13 protein-coding genes are annotated in these 16,730 nt (G+C 71.9%); 2 read left to right on the top strand and 11 right to left on the bottom strand.

Features of this window, described 5'->3' with window-relative positions:
* The 8 genes from OG897_RS12045 to OG897_RS12010 form a co-directional block, all read right to left on the bottom strand.
* On the bottom strand, positions 1 to 960 hold the full coding sequence (locus tag OG897_RS12045; RefSeq protein WP_266655606.1) for an ABC transporter permease: 960 nt from the start codon (positions 958 to 960) through the stop codon (positions 1 to 3).
* A gap of 399 nt (positions 961 to 1,359) precedes the next feature.
* Positions 1,360 to 2,448 (bottom strand): S1 family peptidase, encoded by a 1,089-nt coding sequence (locus tag OG897_RS12040; RefSeq protein WP_266655604.1) that lies wholly within the window; start codon positions 2,446 to 2,448, stop codon positions 1,360 to 1,362.
* A 229-nt stretch (positions 2,449 to 2,677) separates the two neighbouring features.
* The gene (locus tag OG897_RS12035; RefSeq protein ID WP_266655602.1) at positions 2,678 to 3,709 is read right to left on the bottom strand and encodes a slipin family protein; all 1,032 of its coding nucleotides are present in this window, start codon (positions 3,707 to 3,709) and stop codon (positions 2,678 to 2,680) included.
* A 184-nt stretch (positions 3,710 to 3,893) separates the two neighbouring features.
* Complete coding sequence (locus tag OG897_RS12030; protein WP_266655600.1) at positions 3,894 to 4,805, bottom strand: S1 family peptidase; 912 nt, start codon at positions 4,803 to 4,805, stop codon at positions 3,894 to 3,896.
* Positions 4,806 to 5,091: 286 nt separating this feature from the next.
* Positions 5,092 to 5,916 (bottom strand): DUF1684 domain-containing protein, encoded by an 825-nt coding sequence (locus OG897_RS12025; RefSeq protein ID WP_266655598.1) that lies wholly within the window; start codon positions 5,914 to 5,916, stop codon positions 5,092 to 5,094.
* 55 nt (positions 5,917 to 5,971) lie between these two features.
* Positions 5,972 to 6,868: an FMNH2-dependent monooxygenase gene (locus tag OG897_RS12020; protein ID WP_266655596.1), complete on the bottom strand. Its 897-nt coding sequence runs from the start codon at positions 6,866 to 6,868 to the stop codon at positions 5,972 to 5,974.
* A gap of 2 nt (positions 6,869 to 6,870) precedes the next feature.
* On the bottom strand, positions 6,871 to 8,949 hold the full coding sequence (locus tag OG897_RS12015; RefSeq protein ID WP_266655594.1) for an FAD/NAD(P)-binding domain-containing protein: 2,079 nt from the start codon (positions 8,947 to 8,949) through the stop codon (positions 6,871 to 6,873).
* Between the two features lie 427 nt (positions 8,950 to 9,376).
* On the bottom strand, positions 9,377 to 10,576 hold the full coding sequence (locus tag OG897_RS12010) for a DUF5685 family protein (protein WP_266655592.1): 1,200 nt from the start codon (positions 10,574 to 10,576) through the stop codon (positions 9,377 to 9,379).
* A gap of 312 nt (positions 10,577 to 10,888) precedes the next feature.
* On the opposite strand from OG897_RS12010, the gene OG897_RS12005 reads away from it, so the two are divergent.
* Entirely contained in the window at positions 10,889 to 11,329 is a 441-nt protein-coding gene (locus OG897_RS12005) for a cell division protein SepF (protein ID WP_266655590.1), read from the top strand.
* Positions 11,330 to 11,364: 35 nt separating this feature from the next.
* Here OG897_RS12005 and OG897_RS12000 read toward each other — a convergent pair whose 3' ends face one another.
* Together OG897_RS12000 and OG897_RS11995 are read right to left on the bottom strand one after the other, a co-directional pair.
* Positions 11,365 to 12,558 carry an acyl-CoA dehydrogenase family protein gene (locus OG897_RS12000; RefSeq protein WP_266655588.1) on the bottom strand — a complete coding sequence of 398 codons (1,194 nt, stop codon included), beginning with the start codon at positions 12,556 to 12,558 and terminating at the stop codon, positions 11,365 to 11,367.
* Positions 12,559 to 12,716: 158 nt separating this feature from the next.
* Positions 12,717 to 14,429 carry an MFS transporter gene (locus OG897_RS11995; RefSeq protein ID WP_266655586.1) on the bottom strand — a complete coding sequence of 571 codons (1,713 nt, stop codon included), beginning with the start codon at positions 14,427 to 14,429 and terminating at the stop codon, positions 12,717 to 12,719.
* Positions 14,430 to 14,978: 549 nt separating this feature from the next.
* On the opposite strand from OG897_RS11995, the gene OG897_RS11990 reads away from it, so the two are divergent.
* On the top strand, positions 14,979 to 16,001 hold the full coding sequence (locus OG897_RS11990; protein WP_266655584.1) for a phosphatase PAP2 family protein: 1,023 nt from the start codon (positions 14,979 to 14,981) through the stop codon (positions 15,999 to 16,001).
* Between the two features lie 160 nt (positions 16,002 to 16,161).
* On the opposite strand, the gene OG897_RS11985 is transcribed toward OG897_RS11990, so the two are convergent.
* The gene (locus tag OG897_RS11985) at positions 16,162 to 16,377 is read right to left on the bottom strand and encodes an I78 family peptidase inhibitor (protein WP_266655582.1); all 216 of its coding nucleotides are present in this window, start codon (positions 16,375 to 16,377) and stop codon (positions 16,162 to 16,164) included.
* Between the last annotated feature and the right edge of the window lie 353 nt (positions 16,378 to 16,730).

Genomic DNA, 16,730 nt, shown 5'->3' with positions numbered 1-16,730 from the left:
TCAGCGGGCGGTGCGCGGGTCGAGTGCGTCCCGTACCGCGTCGCCGAAGAGGTTGAAGGCGAGGACGAACACGAGGATCGCGGCGCCCGGGAAGGCCATGTAGGTCGGGTCGTCGTAGAAGACCTCGGCGCCGCGCGAGATCATCCGCCCCCAGTCGGGAACGGGTTCGCTGATGCCGACGCCGAGGAAGGACAGGGCGGCCTCGGCGGTGACGACGGCGGGCAGGGCGAGGCTGATGTGCACGAGGACGGGGGCCCAGACGTTGGGCAGCAGCTCGCGGAACACGAGGTGGCGGCGGCTGACGCCGAGCGCGCGGGCCGCCTCGACGAACTCCCGCTCCCGCAGGGACTTCACGGTCGTACGCAGGACGAGGGCCAGCGGCACCCACCCGAACGCGGCGAACACCAGGATGAGGACGGTGAACTGCATCCACACGGGCTCGTTCTCGCCCGGGTCCACGAACCGGGTCTGGATCACCGGCCCGAGCGCCAGCAGCAGCAACAGCGTCGGAAAGGCGAGCAGCACATCACACAGGAAGGTGAAGGCCCGGTCGGCGAGCCCGCCGAGGTATCCGACGGTCACGCCGAGGACGATGCCGAGTACGGCGATGACGAGGGTGGAGGCCCCGGCGACCAGGAGCGAGGTCCGCATGCCGTAGAGGAGTTGGGCGAGCACGTCCCGCCCGAGCCCCGGTTCGAGGCCGAACCAGAACTCCCCCGAGATGCCCCCGTTGGGCAGCATCGGCAGGCCCTCCGCGCTGAGCAGACCCGGGGTGTTCTGCCCGTAGTGCTCGGTCGGATTCCTGCCGTACCAGGCAGTGAGGAGCGGCGCGAGCACGGCGAGCAGCACACAGCCGACGACCACGGCGAGGGCGACCATGCCGGTGCGGTCGCGCCGGAAGGCACGGACCGCGTCGGCGAAGGGGCCACGGGGTGGTGGCGTCGTACGGGCTTCGGGCATGGCTGCCGTGCTCCTGAAGTGCGGTGACGGGCCCACGGGCCGGGGTCTCCGCCGTGGGTCGGCAGCCATCACAGCAAGCGAACTCCCGCCCGGCAAATCGGAAATGGGCGCGGTGCGTGGATTGCGAAGGGAGTGTTGCGGGGGTGCTGCGGCGGGCCACGCGCCCGCAATCTTCCGGACAGCCTTTACGGCACGAACCCGGGCAAGCTACCTCACGGCGGAGCCGGTTCGCTGGAACAGTGAGACCTCAGCCACAAATTGAGCCCCTCCGGCGATTGAGGAGCGGGGGTCCGGGGGCAGAGCCCCCGGCAGTGACCCCAGCCACCCACCCGCACAGCGATGAGCCCCGGCCCACCGTGTGGTGGACCGGGGCTCATCGTTCACCCGTCAAGCTCCGGATCAGCCGATCTGCGTACCCGTCGCGGCCAGAGCAGCAGGCACGGGCTGGAAGAAGGTCTCGCCCCCCGCGGAGCAGTCCCCACTTCCCCCCGACGTCAGCCCCAGCGCCGTGTCGCCCGCGAACAGCGCACCGCCGCTGTCACCGGGCTCCGCGCAGACCGTGGTCTGGATGAGCCCGTTGACGACCTGGCCGTTGCCGTAGTTCACGGTGGCGTCGAGGCCGGTGACCTCGCCGTCGTGAACCTGGGTGGTGGAGCCGCTGCGCTGCACCTTCTGGCCGACGGTGGCGTCCCCGGCCTTGGTGATGGCCTGGGTGCTGCCGTTGTAGAGGTTGACCTCGCTGGGGTGCGGGGTGTCGCCCGTGTACTTCACCAGGCCGTAGTCATTGCCGGGGAACTTGGAGTCGGCGGTGGTGCCGATCGCCGACCCGCCCTGCTTGTCCGACCAGCTCTGGATCTCGGCGGTGCAGTGCCCGGCCGTCAGGAAGTGCGGCTCGCCGCCCTTGGTGACGTTGAAGCCGAGCGAGCAGCGGGAGCTGCCCCCGTAGATGGCGTCGCCGCCCGCGACGAGGGGCTTGAACTCCCCCTTCGAGTGCTTGAGCAGCGCCTTCGAGCCGAGCGCCTTGACCGCCTTGTCGAGCTTGGCGAGGCTGGCGCCCTTCACCGTGCGGTCGGCCGTGACGACGATCTTGTTGCTGACCGGGTCGGTCGCCCAGGACGTACCCGGGATGGACGCCTTGCCCGCCAACGCCGTACGCGCCGACTTCAGCTCGGCCAGCGTGTGCTGGACGATTCTGGCCTGCCCGCCCGCCGCCTTGACGGCCTCCGCCGCCGCCTTGTCGGTGACGTTGACGACGAGGGCCTTGGCCTTCGCGTCGTAGAACGACCCGGCGGCGTCCGCGCCGAGCTTCTTGGTGAGCGAGGTCGCGAGCTGGTTGGCGCTCGCCACGGAGAGGGTCTTCAGCGTCGGCGTGGGGGCCGCGCCTTCGCTGGCGTTCGCGGTCTGGAAGGTGATGCCCGTGGCGACCAGGGCGACGACGGCGGTTCCTACCGCCGCCGCGCGCCGCTTGGGTATGCGTCGGTGCTTCACAGATGACCTCCTGTGGGGGGTCCCGAGCCCGGAATTGTGGGGGTGGGCCCGGGTGTGGCCCCACTATTCACAGGCTCACAGGGAGCACACAAGGTCGACTTCCAGACGCGCACACGACAACTACCGCACGCCCCCATTCTGTTGACATGCCGTCGCGGTGCCCGTTTTGCGAACGCCCGGTCACAGTTGCGAACACCCCGTGCAATCGGTGCCCGCCCCTGGGTGAGGTCTACGCCTGTCCGGTACCGGTCACCCCCGGACCGGAATCCGCCACCCCGGTAGGCGGCTCCGGCGGCTCCGGCGGCATCTCGGGCACGCCCGGTGGCAGCCGCGTCGCGTCGTCGAAGTGGTACGCGGGCAGGGCGAGTTCCTCGATGGGTACGACGATCGGCTCCGCCCACGGCTCGGCGTCCGGACCGCTGTCGGGTTCCGGCTCGGGTTCGGGCTCCGGCCACAGCTCCGACGGGGACGGCGGCGCCGGGGCGGGAGCCGGTGCGGGAGCCGGAGCCGCCCGCTCCAGGAACCGCAGCAGCTCCACCGGGAACGGCAGCACCAGCGTCGAGTTCTTCTCCGCCGCGACCGCCACCACCGTCTGGAGCAGCCTCAGTTGGAGCGCGGCGGGCTGGTCGGACATGACTTCCGCCGCCTCCGCCAGCTTCTTCGACGCCTGGAGTTCGGCGTCCGCGTTGATCACGCGCGCCCGGCGCTCCCGGTCGGCCTCCGCCTGCCGGGCCATCGACCGCTTCATGGTCTCCGGCAGCGACACGTCCTTGATCTCGACGCGGTCGATCTGCACGCCCCAGCCCACCGCCGGGCTGTCGATCATCAACTCAAGACCCTGGTTGAGCTGTTCGCGATTGGACAGCAGATCGTCCAGCTCGCTCTTGCCGATGATGGAGCGCAGCGAGGTCTGCGCCATCTGCGCGACGGCGAACCGGTAGTCCTCGACCCGCACCAGGGCTTCCGCCGCGTCGACGACCTTGAAGTAGATGACGGCGTCGACGCGCACCGTCACGTTGTCGCGCGTGATGCCGTCCTGGGCGGGCACGGGCATCGTGACGATCTGCATGTTCACCTTGGCGAGCCGGTCGATGAACGGCACCACCATGGTGAACCCCGGCCCCCGCACGGTGTCCTTGAGCCGCCCGAGGCGGAACACCACCCCCCGCTCGTACTGCTTGACCACGCGGGCCGCCGCCATCACGTACACCACGCCGGCGCTCACCACCCCGGCCCCCGCCAACACCAACTCCTCGACCATCACGGCCCCCTGGAGTCCCAGTAGTCACAAGGTCCCGGTATCTCCGGACTTGTCCTGAGAAGAAGGTAACCCCGCGGGACGGCAGTCGACAGGCCCCCGTCCGGAGCAGTCCGGAACGGGGGCCTGTCTGCTGCTGGCTGCAGTCTTCGGAGCCCGGTCGGCGACCGGGCGGAGCCGGGGAGACCTAGAAGATCGTGACCCCGTACGCGCTGAGCGCCTCGGTGACGGGCTGGAAGAAGGTCGTGCCGCCGGACGAGCAGTTGCCGCTGCCGCCGGAGGTCAGACCGATTGCCGTGGTGCCGGAGTACAGCGGGCCGCCGCTGTCGCCGGGCTCGGCGCACACGTTGGTGCGGATCATGCCGTAGACGACGTCGCCGCCGCCGTAGTTGACGGTGGCGTTCAGGCCGGTGACCCGGCCGCTGTGGATGCCGGTGGTGGAGCCGCGCCGGGTGACGCTCATGTTGAGGGTGGCGTTGCCCGCGCCGGTGATGTCGACGCTGCCGACCGTGCCCGGGTGGGGGACGTTCGCGTTGTCGTAGCGCAGGATGCCGTAGTCGTTGACCGGGAAGCTGGAACCGGTGGTCGGGCCGATCTTCGTCGTACGGGCCGCATTGGCGTACCAGGTCGGGTTGCCGTCGGTGCAGTGGCCCGCGGTCAGCGCGTAGTAGGTGGTGCCCTTGCGGACGTTGAACCCGAGCGAGCAGCGCCAGGAGGGCGCGTAGATGGCGTCGCCGCCCGACAGGAGCTTGGAGAACTTGCCCGGGGTGCGCTCGATGCGCAGGGCGTGCGCGTTCTCGCCGGCGGCCGCCCTGATCCGCGCGAGCTCCGCGCGGGAGACGGTGCTGTCGGCGGTCACGACCAGCGTGTTGGTCGCTTTGTCGACGTGCCAGGCGGTGCCCGCGACGTCGGCGCGCAGCACGGCGGTTCCGACGGTGGCGAGCTGGGCCGCGCTCACGGCGGCGTTCGAGGTGTGCGGCTGTGCGGTGGCGCTCGGTACGGCGACGGCGGCGGTGGCGGCGAGTCCTGCCGCCACGGCCATGAAGCGGAAGCGTCTCGCCATTCCGCTGCGGTGTGGGGTGGTGCGCTCATTCCTCACTTGTCGTTCCTCCCGAGGGGAATCGGGGGCCCGGTGCGGTGTGGGGAATCTCCCGGGGCCCGTGAGGCGCAGCCGGGGCGTGCGGCGGGTCCCTGTGGCCACTGAAGGTCCCGCAATGCCCCTGACAAGCGCTGTCTCGGGAGTATTCGGGCGCCCGCCGGGGCGCGCAAGGGCGTGTTTCGGCCGTGTGCGGGCGTACGGGTGCACGGCGCGCGGCAGCCCCGGTGCCACGGGGGCCACCGGGGCTGCCGCGCCGCGTCCGCCGGCCCGGCGGACGCCAACTCGCCTACTTGGTCAATGTGTTGAGTTCTCCGACCGGCACCGCGAACGGCAGCGTGTTGCCCGGCGGCGGGAACGGGCAGATGAAGTGGTCGGCGAACGCGCACGGCGGCAGCAGCGTCCGGTTGAAGTCGACGCTCACCACCCCGTCGGCGTCCGGCGCTGCGGGCCGCAGGAAGCGGAACCGGTAGCTGCTTTCCCCGCTGCCCGCGTCCGCGAGGACCGCCCACAGCGAGCCGTCGTCCTCCACGGCGACGTGCAGCGCGTGCTCGGTCCCGTCGTGCGCGAAGACGACCTCGCCCGCGAGCCCGAGGCCCCGCGAGCGCCCGTCGGCGTTCTCCACCTGCACGGTCCGGCTCTTCTCGTACGGGACGAACCGGCCGGGCAGCACCCACGCGGGGTCGTACGCCCCGGCCTCGATGCCCGCGAAGGCCCGCCGCGCCCCGGAGGCGGGGTCGAAGTCGCGCACCGCCCACAGCCCCTCCCGGCTGAGGACCACGAGCCGCCGCTCCCCCGCCGAGACCCGGGACTCGGGAATCGGCCCCCGGTCCGCGCCGAGACTCACCTCTCCCACCAGCGGTTTCCCGTCGACACTGATGCCGTCGGCCGCCTCGGCGCTCAGCACGACCTCCGTACCGGCGTCCTTCCACCGCCCCGGCACGCCGTCGATGCGGCCGTCCGGGTGGTCGGCGAGCCAGTGGGTGCCGGTCAGGGTGAGGGGCCCGTAGGGGGAGGAGACCGTCTCGACGCGGTGCTCGTGCCAGCGCTGCCAGTCCTGCCGCGCGGTCTCGTACGCTCCCGGGGTCTGCGGAGTTCGATCACTGCTGCTCATGGGTTCAACCTTTCCATACGGCGGATTGTTCGGCCGGTGTGGGACGAGCGCCCTGTCACGCCCGGCTCCCGGCGGCGCACCGGGCGGGAGCCGGGCCGGGCAGCCCGAGGTGGTCGCGGAGGGCGGAGCCCGCGTAGAAGTGCCGCAGCAGACAGCGGTGCTGGAGGAGCGTGACGGTGCCGTTGACCAGGCGTTCCAGGTCACGGTCGGGCGAGACGGGAGTGATGTGGAACCCGTCCACCACCTCCGCCGCCTGCCACCGGGTGAGCACCTCGGCGAGCCCGACGGGCCCCCCGGTGTAGCGGGCGACCCCGTCCTGCCCGATCCGCACCGCCTCCGCGTCCAGGGACGGCGGCACTTCGAGGTGCGGCTCGCCCGCGAGGTCGACGGAGAGGGCGGCGAGGATGCGCAGCGCGTCGGGGTCGCGCCCGGCAGCCGCGGCCCGTCTGCGCAGGTCGGCGCGCATCACCCCGGCCTCACCCGGGCTGTAGGCGCGCACGACGACGACGTCCGCGCAGTACGCGGCCACGGCCAGCCCGCCCGTGCCGCACACGGTCACGTCCACGACGGTCACCGGCCGCTCCCCCGCCCCGCCGGTCAGCCCGAGGAGTACCGCCTCCGCGCCCGGAGTCGACACGTCGACTCCCCACCCCGCGCGCCCCCGGCCGTCCCGGTCGAGAACCGCCAGAGCCTCTCGTGCGGAGCTGGGCCCGCCCCGCGGTACACCGACCGTGGGCACGAGCCCGATCCGGGACGTCTCCGGCGCGACCTCGGCCAAGACGTCGAGGGCGGCGGAACCTCCGTCCGCGCGCACCACCCCGGAGAGGGTCACGAAGTCGAGCACCCCGCTCTCCGCCAGCCGCGCCCGGGCGGCCACCGCCCCGGCTCCCGCGCTCCCCCCGCCGCCGATCTCCGCCCCCAGATGCAGCGGCCTGCTGACTGCCGAACCCATGCTCAATCCCCCTTCAGTCGTTTCGATTCCCGTACGGGGGACGGCCCGGACCGCACCCCCACCCCGGCCGGGTCCCCCGGCCCTCCCACCCGCGCCCCGAGCGGCCCGGACCCCGGCCCCGGCCCCGGCCCCGGGGTGGGCTCCCTTTCCCCGCCCCACGAGCCCCACGAGCCCCGCGCGTCCCGCAGCTCGCCCAGCAACCGCAGCAGTTCCCGTGCCGCCGCGTCGTTCTGCCGGAAGGCCGGGGCGTTGCCGTGCGGACGGCTGAACGCCGCGCCCGTGCGGTCCGTCGTGAACGGGCCCAGCGCGAAGCGCCGCCGGTGCGTCCCCGCTCCCGCGCCGCCCCCGGCCCGTACCCGTACGCGTCCGTCGTGCGGGTCCACCTTCAGCAGCCCGCTCCCGTCGGCGGCCTCGGCCCCGTCCTCGTACAGCCCCCGCAGCAGGGGGCTCGACGGCCGCGCGGTGCCCGGGACCCGGGCCTCGACGAGCGCCTTCGCCTCCACCCACGCGCCGGGCACGCTCTCGCTCCCCGCCCGGAAGACCCCGCGCCGCTCGTCGGCGACGATCCGCACGCCTGCTCCGAGGAACCGCACGACCCCGGCCCTGGACAGCGCCAGCAGCTGCCGCAGCCGGGGTCCCGGCGGGCCCGATCCCAGGTAGCTGAAGAAGCCGTGCCACCACTCGCCGCCCTCCCCCAGGTCCCCGAGCGCGACGACCTGCCCGTAGACGGAGAGAAGTGCGCCGAACACGGCCGCGTCGGGGCTGTGCAGCGGATCATGACGTCGCGTCAGGTCGTCTCGTACGTGATCCCGCAGCGCGGCCTGGAGCGCGTCGTACGAGCCGAAGCGCCGCCCCTCCAGCGGCCGGTCCAGCGCGCCGAGGTCGAGCCGGTCCGCCGGATCGGGCACGGCCGAGGCCAGGAGCGCCTGCTCCTCCGCGCTGCCGGGCGCGGCGGCGGCGTACCTCTCCTCGAAGTCGGCCCTGGTGAGCGCGGTGCGTTCGGGGTGGGCGGTGAAGAGGCGGTGGTAGTGGGCGTACCCGAGCTCCTTCCCGATCAGGGGCCAGACGTCGCGCCGGAAGTCGATCGCGCCGCCGCGCGCCCGGAGCGCGGCGACCTGCTCGGGGCCGAAGAAGCGCGGCAGCACCGGCTGTTCGCCGCCCGGCCAGCCGTAACCGAGCTTGGAGCGGTACGGGACCCCGCGCCGCGACCCGACGTGCAGCACCGGCTCCCGTCCGGACGGCAGGTACGTCAACTCGCCCCGCCCGTCGCTCTCGTAGCGCCCGCCGCGCCCTTCGGTGAGCAGGACCATGAGGTCCACGAAGGCGAGACCGAAGCCGCGCACGAGCACGGGCTCCCCGCCGCGCAGGGCGGTCAGGTCCGCGTCGGCGGTGAAGGCGGGCGGCAGGTGGGTCAGCCCGCGCCGCCGCGCGAACTCCTCCAACGCGCCGCGTATCGGGGCTGGTTCGGTGTCCAGGTGGCCGAGCGCGAGCACCACCGCGTCCGCGTGCAGCGGCTCCGTGCGGCCTTCGAGCCAGACGCGCTGGCGTCCGTCGCGCGGCCCGGTGACCCGCCGCGCCCGGGTGCGGTGCTCGTGCACCCGGACCCCTTCCGGCAGTGCGGCGACCGCCTCGGCGTACGCCCAGGCCAGATAGGCGCTCTGCACCCTGCGCCCGACGAAGTCGCGCGGCCCCAACCGCCCTGCCTCCGCCCGCACTTCGGGATCGGAGACACTCGGAAGCGCGCCGTCCCTCACGAGGGCGACCCACTCGGCGAGCGTCGGGCCGGTGCGGACCGGGCCCGCCATCCGCACGGAGTCGTCGGTGAAGAGCGTGGTGTCCTCGGCGCGGGAGTTCATCCACAGGAGCGGCGACTGGTCGCGCCGCCAGATGCGCCCGCCGCCGGGCGGGTACGGGTCGACGAGGTGGATGTCGAGGCGTGAACTGCCCCACAGGGAAGGCAGGTTGGCGGCGACGCGTTCCAGCAGTCCGGTGCCGCGCGGGCCCGCGCCGATGAGGACGAGGCTCGGGACATCGGTGCGCGGCAGCGGTGCGGAGGGAGGGAAGACGGCGGATGCAGGCATGCGGGGGCTCCGTGAACGCAGGGTTCAGACAAGGGAGTCCACGCTCACCGGAGACCACACGGAACACGAGCGGGTACGCACACGCATCGGCCCGAGCCCCTCAGCACGGTCCTGGGCCGCGCCTTGGGCACGGTCCTGGGGCGAGAGTACGGCGGCCGGTCCGCGCACTGTCAAGCATGTCCACACTGTGGGCAGCCCGTCTCACGGCGGTTGACGCCTCACCGAAACGCCTGTTCTATGGCGCTCATGCATTCGCAGCAGTGGCTGGTCACGCGCTCCCACATCGACTTCGGTCGAGTGTGGTCCGCGTCCTGTTGAGCTTCCGACTCCACCACCCACTGTCCGCTGCCCACCGGCCACCGCCGCGTCCGGGCGCACCCGCAGCCGTACCCGCGTCACTGTTGTACGCCCCCCTCACCCACCGGCGTCAGCAGCTGCAGTCGCAGCACCCACACCCTTCGCAGCACTCGCACCCTTCGCAGCAGTCACAGCACGAGCAGTCGCAGTTGCTGCAACAGCCCTCGCGCCTCTGCCGCGACCACGGACCTTCGTACTCGCCCGCACAGCACACCTGGCAGGTGCAGAACAGTCCGATCGCCACCATGCACCCGGCCAGCAGCCCCCGCGGATCGCGCGGCGGCGGAGGCGGGGTCGGCGGCGTCGGTCCGCCGGGCGCCCCGGGCGTGCCCGGCGCATGGGGGCCACCCGGAGGGGCGTACGGATTGCCGTGCGCCTCGACGGACGCGGGCCCGTGTCCGTCGTGCCCGCACGCGTTCGTGCCGAACGCCCGGTGCACCGACTGCTGAAGCTCGTGCGCGAGCAGCACGTGCACCAGTTTGCCGTCGACGAACTCGGCCTCCTTGAGCGCGAGCCGCACCCCGTGCACCGCGTCGTCGCACAGCCGACGGGCCTCGGCGAGGGAGGTGCCGGTGGCGGTCAGCGGGTTCCAGGCCCCCGACGCGTCGTCAGCCGCCTTGTCCTCCACGGCGTCCAGCAGGTGCGCGAGCCGCCCGAAGAGGCGACCGGCCTCGGCGAGCGGAGCCGCGTTCGACGGCCGCCCCGCGAGCACGGCCGTGTGCGCGAAGGCCGCCGCCGTCGCGGTCTCCGTCGGCTCGGTGACGAAGAGCAGCGGCGTGCCGATCCCGGCGACGGCCTCGATACCGGTCTGCCGGTCGACAGCGTCGACCAGCACCGCCGTGTCGAAGCCGAGCGACCCGCCGATCCGCGCCCCCGCCCTGTCCCAGCCCCTGGCCACCCGGCGGGCGGCCAGCGCGACCGGGCGGCGGCCCAACAGCCCGTCCCGGTCGGCCACGTGGTCCCGTACCTTCGCGGACGCCAGCACCAGCGAGACCGCGGCGGCGAGCCGCGCACCCTCGCCCTGCGCGACCGGAGCCGTACGCATCGCGCGCAGCGGACAGGGGCCCGCCGTGCGCCGCCAGTCCGTGGACCGTACGGACTGAGCCTCCGTCAGCACCGAGACGATCAGGCCGTCGTAGTTGGTGACGATCCGTGAGAACTGGCCGTGGTCACTGCGCAGCGCCAGACAGAGGCCGCACAGATGTGCCATCCACTCCGTCTTGAGCCCCTGACTGAGCCGATGCGTGCATGGTCTGACGATGCCGAACAAAACGCGCCCCCGAAATGCCGTCCGGCCGCCTCCACCGGGCCGCCGGACACCTACTGAACTGTCCGTCAGGGATCGTACCGACGACGTAGGTTCACCCGTCCGTCGCCCTGCTCACCCATCTGGCCCGATGGTGGGATTTACACTCTCCCGGCGGCCCCCGCAACGACTGAACCCTGGGAAATCACCACAACTTCTGCACCAGTACCGTCACGAAAACCCTGCGCGCCGACTATCCACTTGGCGCGCAATCCGCATGATGGACGACCATAGGGGGAGCGGAACACAAGCAGACCGCGGTGAAAGGAGGCGTTCATGGGATCGGTTCGCAAGGCGAGTGCCTGGCTCGGACTCGTCGAGGACAACGACGACGACCGCTACTACGACGACGAGTACGCCGAGGGGAACAACGAGACACCCGAGCCCTGGGTCACGGATCCCCGGGTCCGTGTCGTCTCCGAGAAGGCCGAGGACCACGGCCGCCGCATCGCGACCGTGACGCCCGACGGCTTCCGGGACGCGCGCGGGATCGGCGAGCTGTTCCGGGACGGCGTCCCGGTGATCGTGAACCTGACGTCCATGGAGCCCGGCGACGCCAAGCGCGTCGTGGACTTCGCGGCCGGTCTGACCTTCGGTCTGCGCGGCTCCATCGAGCGCGTGGCCACCCGGGTCTTCCTGCTGACCCCCGCCGACACGAACATCGTGAGCGGCGAGGCCGCCGGCCGGCAGACCGGCGGCTTCTTCAATCAGAGCTGAGCGGGGCGCTCACCGGGGATCGGAGATCCCTGTGGTTACCGGAACGCGTCGAGTCCGGTGAGCGCCTTGCCCAGCACCAGCTGGTGCATTTCCACGGTGCCCTCGTACGTGAGCACCGATTCCAGGTTCGTGGCGTGCCGCATCACGGGGTATTCGAGCGAGATCCCGTTGGCGCCGAGGATCGTCCGGCTGGTCCGGCAGATCTCGATCGCCTCCCGTACGTTGTTGAGCTTGCCGAAGCTGACCTGTTCCGGGCGCAGCTTCCCGGCGTCCATGCGCGTTCCCAGGTGGTGGGCGAGCAGGATGCCCTTGTGCAGCTCGACCGCCATGTCGGCGAGCTTGGCCTGGGTGAGCTGGAAGCCGCCGATGGGCCTGCCGAACTGTTCGCGGGTCTTCGCGTAGTCGAGCGCCGCCTCGAAGCTGGCGCGCGCCGCTCCCATCGCGCCCCAGACGATTCCGTACCGCGCGTGGCTCAGGCAGCTCAGCGGCCCCTTGAGGCCCGTCACCTCAGGAAGCACGGCATCGGCGGGCAGCCGTACCTCGTCCAGTACCAGCTCGCTGGTGACGGACGCGCGCAGCGACCACTTGTGGTGGATCTCGGGGGCGGAGAAGCCGGGGCGGTCGGTGGGGACGACGAAGCCTCGGATGCCCTGGTCGGTCTGCGCCCAGACGACGGCGACCCCGGCGACGGACCCGTTGGTGATCCACATCTTGCGGCCGCTGAGCACCCAGTCGGTGCCGTCCTTCTTCGCGTACGTCCGCATGCCCGCCGGGTCGGACCCGTGGTCGGGCTCGGTCAGGCCGAAGCAGCCGATGGTCTCGCCGGACGCCATGGACGGCAGCCACCGCTGCTTCTGCTCCTCGGAGCCGAAGCGCCAGATCGCGTACATCGCGAGCGACCCCTGTACGGAGACGAGGGAGCGGATCCCGGAGTCGGCGGCCTCCAGCTCCAGGCAGGCCAGGCCGTACTGGACGGCGCTGGCGCCCGCGCAGCCGTAACCGGTCAGGGACATGCCCAGCGCGCCGATCGCACCGAGCTCGCGGGCGAGGTCGCGGATGCCCGGGAGCTCTCCGCGCTCGTACCAGTCGGCGATGTGCGGCAGGACGCGGTCGGCGGCCCAGCCGCGGACCGTGTCGCGGATCGCGAGGTCCTCGGGGGCGAGCAGGTCGTCGACGCCGAGCGGGTCGGCGGGGTCGAACGGCGGAAGCTTGGCGGGACGTGCGGACATCGGGCCCTCCGGCGGCTCTCTTAACTAGCAGCGTTAGTTAAAGCTCCGGAGAGACGTTACGGGCCGGGGCCCGGCCACGTCCAGGGCCCCTCACCCGGGTCGCCGAAGGACGCGGACGCGGCCCTCGGCAACCCTCGCGGCCCTTGCGGCCCTCGCGGTCAGTCCCGGCTCGCCGTCGCCTCGGCGGGCTCGCGGGCCGCAGGCAGCTGCGGGGACGCGGGCTTTTCGAGCGAGTGGACCGTCTGCGCCTCGGGAGCCCCGGGAACCCCGGGAGTCCCGGGTCCGGCGGGAACGTCGTCCTCCGCGTCCGGGGCCGCCTGGTCCATGCCGCGCGGCAGCCGCAGCGCGGCGACCGCGCCGATCAGGAGCAGGGCCGCGCTGGTCACCAGCGTGACGTGCAGCCCGTGCACGAAGGCGACCCGGGCGGCGTCGTACAGGGCCTGCCCGGCCTTGCCGCCCAGCTCCTTGGCCACCTCGTACGCCTCGCCGAGCGAGTTCGACGCGTGCGTGGAGTCGGCCGCCGCCACACCCTCGACGTGCTTGAGGCCGGGGGCGTACGCGGCGTTCATCACGCTGCCGAGCAGGGCGATGCCCATGCCCGCGCCGAGCTGGTAGGAGGTCTCGCCGATGGCCGCGGCGCCGCCCGCCGCGTCCGCCGGAGCCTCGCTGAGCATGGACTCGTAACTGCCGAAGAGGGTGGCCTGGAGGCCGAAGCCGAGCAGGACGAAGCCGCCCGCCAGCAGCCAGGGCTGGTCCTCCTGGCCCATCATCGTCAGCAGCAGCACCGAGGCCGCCGTGAGCGAGAAGCCGAAGGCGACCATGGCCCGGGGGCCGACCTTCTGCAGGACGTAGGAGCCGAGACCGCCCGCCACCATCGCGGCGAAGGTCAGCGGCAGCAGCCGCATGCCGGTCTCCAGCGGGCTGAGGTGCAGCACCAGCTGGAGGTACTGGACCGCGATCAGCTCCAGGCCGACCAGCGCCAGCATGCCCAGCACGATGCAGCCCACCGAGGCGGTGAAGGCCGGGCGGGAGAAGAGCTTCATGTCGATGAGCGGGTGCTCGCGGCGCCGCTGGCGGCGCACGAAGAGCACCAGGAGCACCGCACCGGCCAGCAGCGGGCCCAGCGTCATGACGTCGAGCGCCGGATCGCCGCTGCCCGCCCGCTTCACCCCGTACACGACGCCGAGCACACCGGCGGAGGCCATCAGCGCGCCGACCACGTCCCACGGGCCCTCGCCGCTGCCCTTGGACTCGGGGAGCAGCAGACGGCCGAGCGGGATGATCACGATCATCAGCGGGATGTTGATCAGGAAGACCGAACCCCACCAGAAGTTCTCGACCAGGAAGCCGCCGAGCACGGGGCCCGCCGCGGCTCCGATGCCGGTGACCGCGGACCAGATGCCGATCGCCATGGAGCGCTCGCGCCGGTCGGGGAAGACCGCCCGGACGATGGAGAGCGTCGCGGGCATGATCATCGCGCCGCCGACGCCCAGCAGGGCGCGGGCCGCGATGAGCAGTTCCGGAGTCTGCGCGAGGGCGGCCATCGCCGAGGCGACGGTGAACAGCCCGTAACCGAGCATCAGGATGCGCCGTCGTCCGACGCGGTCGCCCAGCGTGCCGAAGAGGATCAGCAGCGAGGCGCAGATGAGGGGGTACGAGTCGACGATCCACAGCAGCTCCACGGAGCCGGGACGCAGGTCCTCGGTGACCGAGGGGACCGCGATGTGCAGGATCGTCGAGTCGAGCGCGACCAGGATGAGGCTCAGGCACAGGACGACGAGCACGACCCAGCGGTTGGCTCCCCCGTTCAGGAGCCGTCGCCAAGGACCTCCCGCAGTCAGCTCTTTGCCGGCCGTGGTTGTCCCTGCCATGTACGTAACCTCCCAGTGAATCCCTCGCGCTCGGTGGGCCGCCTGGGGACGTGTCTGTCTGATACGTCCAGGTGGGCCCGGCATCGACGGGCGAGTGAGCCGTCAGCGTACGCGAGTTCACCCCCGTGGTGCGTGGCCCATCTCTCACGGAAACGTCCCAGCCTGTGTGGCGTACGCCACGCACGCGCGCCGCGCCGAACGCCCGCGCACCGTGCGCCGTTCACCAAGCACGACCACGCGCGACACCCTGTGGGTGGTTCCCGCGGGGACGGCGGTCTACGCGTGCGGACCTCGCGACGGGCCTCCCGATCAACCTGCCGACGAGCCCGTCGGCCGAGGGAATTACCCGTGGAAATGATCATCCGGCTGAATTCATCGTTTTCTCAGGAAGTCACGGGAACCGCCCGCATTGAATAGAGCACAAGGTCCCGGCTAATTCCCGGACAACGGGGAATAAGCCCCGGCGTGAGACACACCCCACATCACATCGTCATCACAAAGAGGCAGGACCGGCCGGGCCCGTCACTCACTCGCTGTAATGTCGATTGGGTGCGTATCGACAGAATCTTTGCCCGGCTGGACCGGGAACCGGAGCCGCCGGAGATTGAGGTTCCCGGCATGAGCCGGACCCGCAAGGTTCTCCTCGGGTCGACGGTGGCGTTCTACGTCGCCATCGTCTGGGGCGTGCTGGTCTCCTCCTGGCTCGTGCTGCTCGACTGGAAGGTCATGCTCTTCCGGCCGTACGAGCAGTGGCCGGAGGTGCACGCGTTCCTGGACTACTTCGTGGTGCTGGGCCAGCGCGGCCCCACCGCGGTGATGATCGCGGCCTGGCTCGGCTGGCGCTCCTGGCGGCAGCACACGCTGCGCCCGCTGCTGGCCATGGCTGCCGCGCTGCTGCTGCTCAACATCACGGTCGGCGCGGTGAAGATCGGCTTCGGCCGCCTGGGACCGCACTACGCGACCGAGATCGGTTCCGCCGAGATGTTCCTCGGCGGCGACATATTCCCCTCGGGTCACACCGCCAACGCGGTCGTGACCTGGGGCATCCTCGCGTACCTGGCGACCACCCCACGGGCCAGGCGCTGGCTTTCGGTCATCTCGGCGACGGTCGCCCTGAGTGTCGGGGCGACCACGGTGTACCTGGGCACGCACTGGCTGAGCGACGTACTGCTCGGCTGGGCCGCGGGCCTGCTGGTCCTGCTGGCGCTGCCCTGGGTCGAGCCGACGATCGGGCGCACGGAGGCGTTCATCTTCGCCGCCCGCGACCGGTGGCGGGCCCGCGGCGCGCTCACAGCCCGCCCGACCGGCACGGTGGAGCCGGTGTCCCCGGTGGCCGTTCCCTCGATACGGACCGGCCCGGACGCCGCACCCGCCCGCGAGACGGTCGGCTCGGGCGGCGGACGGTACGCCGGCACCCGCCCCGCCCAGCACCTGCCCGCCCCGGCGGCGCACCTGGCACCCCGGCCGCACGCGGTCCGCTCGGAGCGCGCTCCGGTCACCCAGGCGGGCAGCCGCAGGCCCCCGCAGTCCCGCGGGGGCAACGGGTCGCACGCTCCGCATCCGGCGCGCTGAGGCTCCGTCACCGCATCCCGTACGCACAGGGAAGGCCCCGTACCGCATCGAGCGGTACGGGGCCTTCGCCGTGACCGGGACCCGCCTTCGTCGTGAGTCGTGACCGGAGCCCGCCTTCGTCGCCGTGACCGGGACCGCACGGGGCGGCGGGGCGGGGCGGTCAGCCGATCCAGCAGCGGGTGACCCTGCCGTCCTTCGCCTCGAAGTTGAGGCGGCCGTGGAGGAACTCCATGGTGATGATCGCGCCCGGAGCGAGCGTCCTGACGGTGCTCCAGCCGTGTTCCGTCGCGGTGCGTTCGGCCTCGTCGGACGTGAGGCCGACGTAGCTCTCGGGGTTGTCGTCGGGCTGGGCGGGAGGTTTCGGTAGAGATGCCATGGGGGCCACCGTAGGGGCCGGGCACCGTCCCGGTCACGCTTGTGTTACAAGATCACGACAGAAGTTTGCCGGAGTCCCTTTCACCCGATGGGGCACTTTATCTCTCCCTGAATTCCACCCATACACCGGGGAATTGACACGCTCGACGCATTCTTCAATTTCCGACCGGAAGGAATCGCGCCGCAGGTCACGCCCATTCGGAAGAACGCCGGAACGATATCCGCGGACGGGCGCGCATCGGCGGAATTCTTGATTCCGCATCAACTCCCTTCCGTCGAACACCCATCCACACCCCTTACGCGCCCCCTTCCCCGCCCCTCCCGCCCTCCCCCGCGCTCCGCGCGTCCCGCATC

This window comes from Streptomyces sp. NBC_00237 (assembly GCF_026342435.1).
Classification (GTDB): domain Bacteria; phylum Actinomycetota; class Actinomycetes; order Streptomycetales; family Streptomycetaceae; genus Streptomyces.
This window is presented reverse-complemented; position numbering and strand designations above follow the sequence as displayed.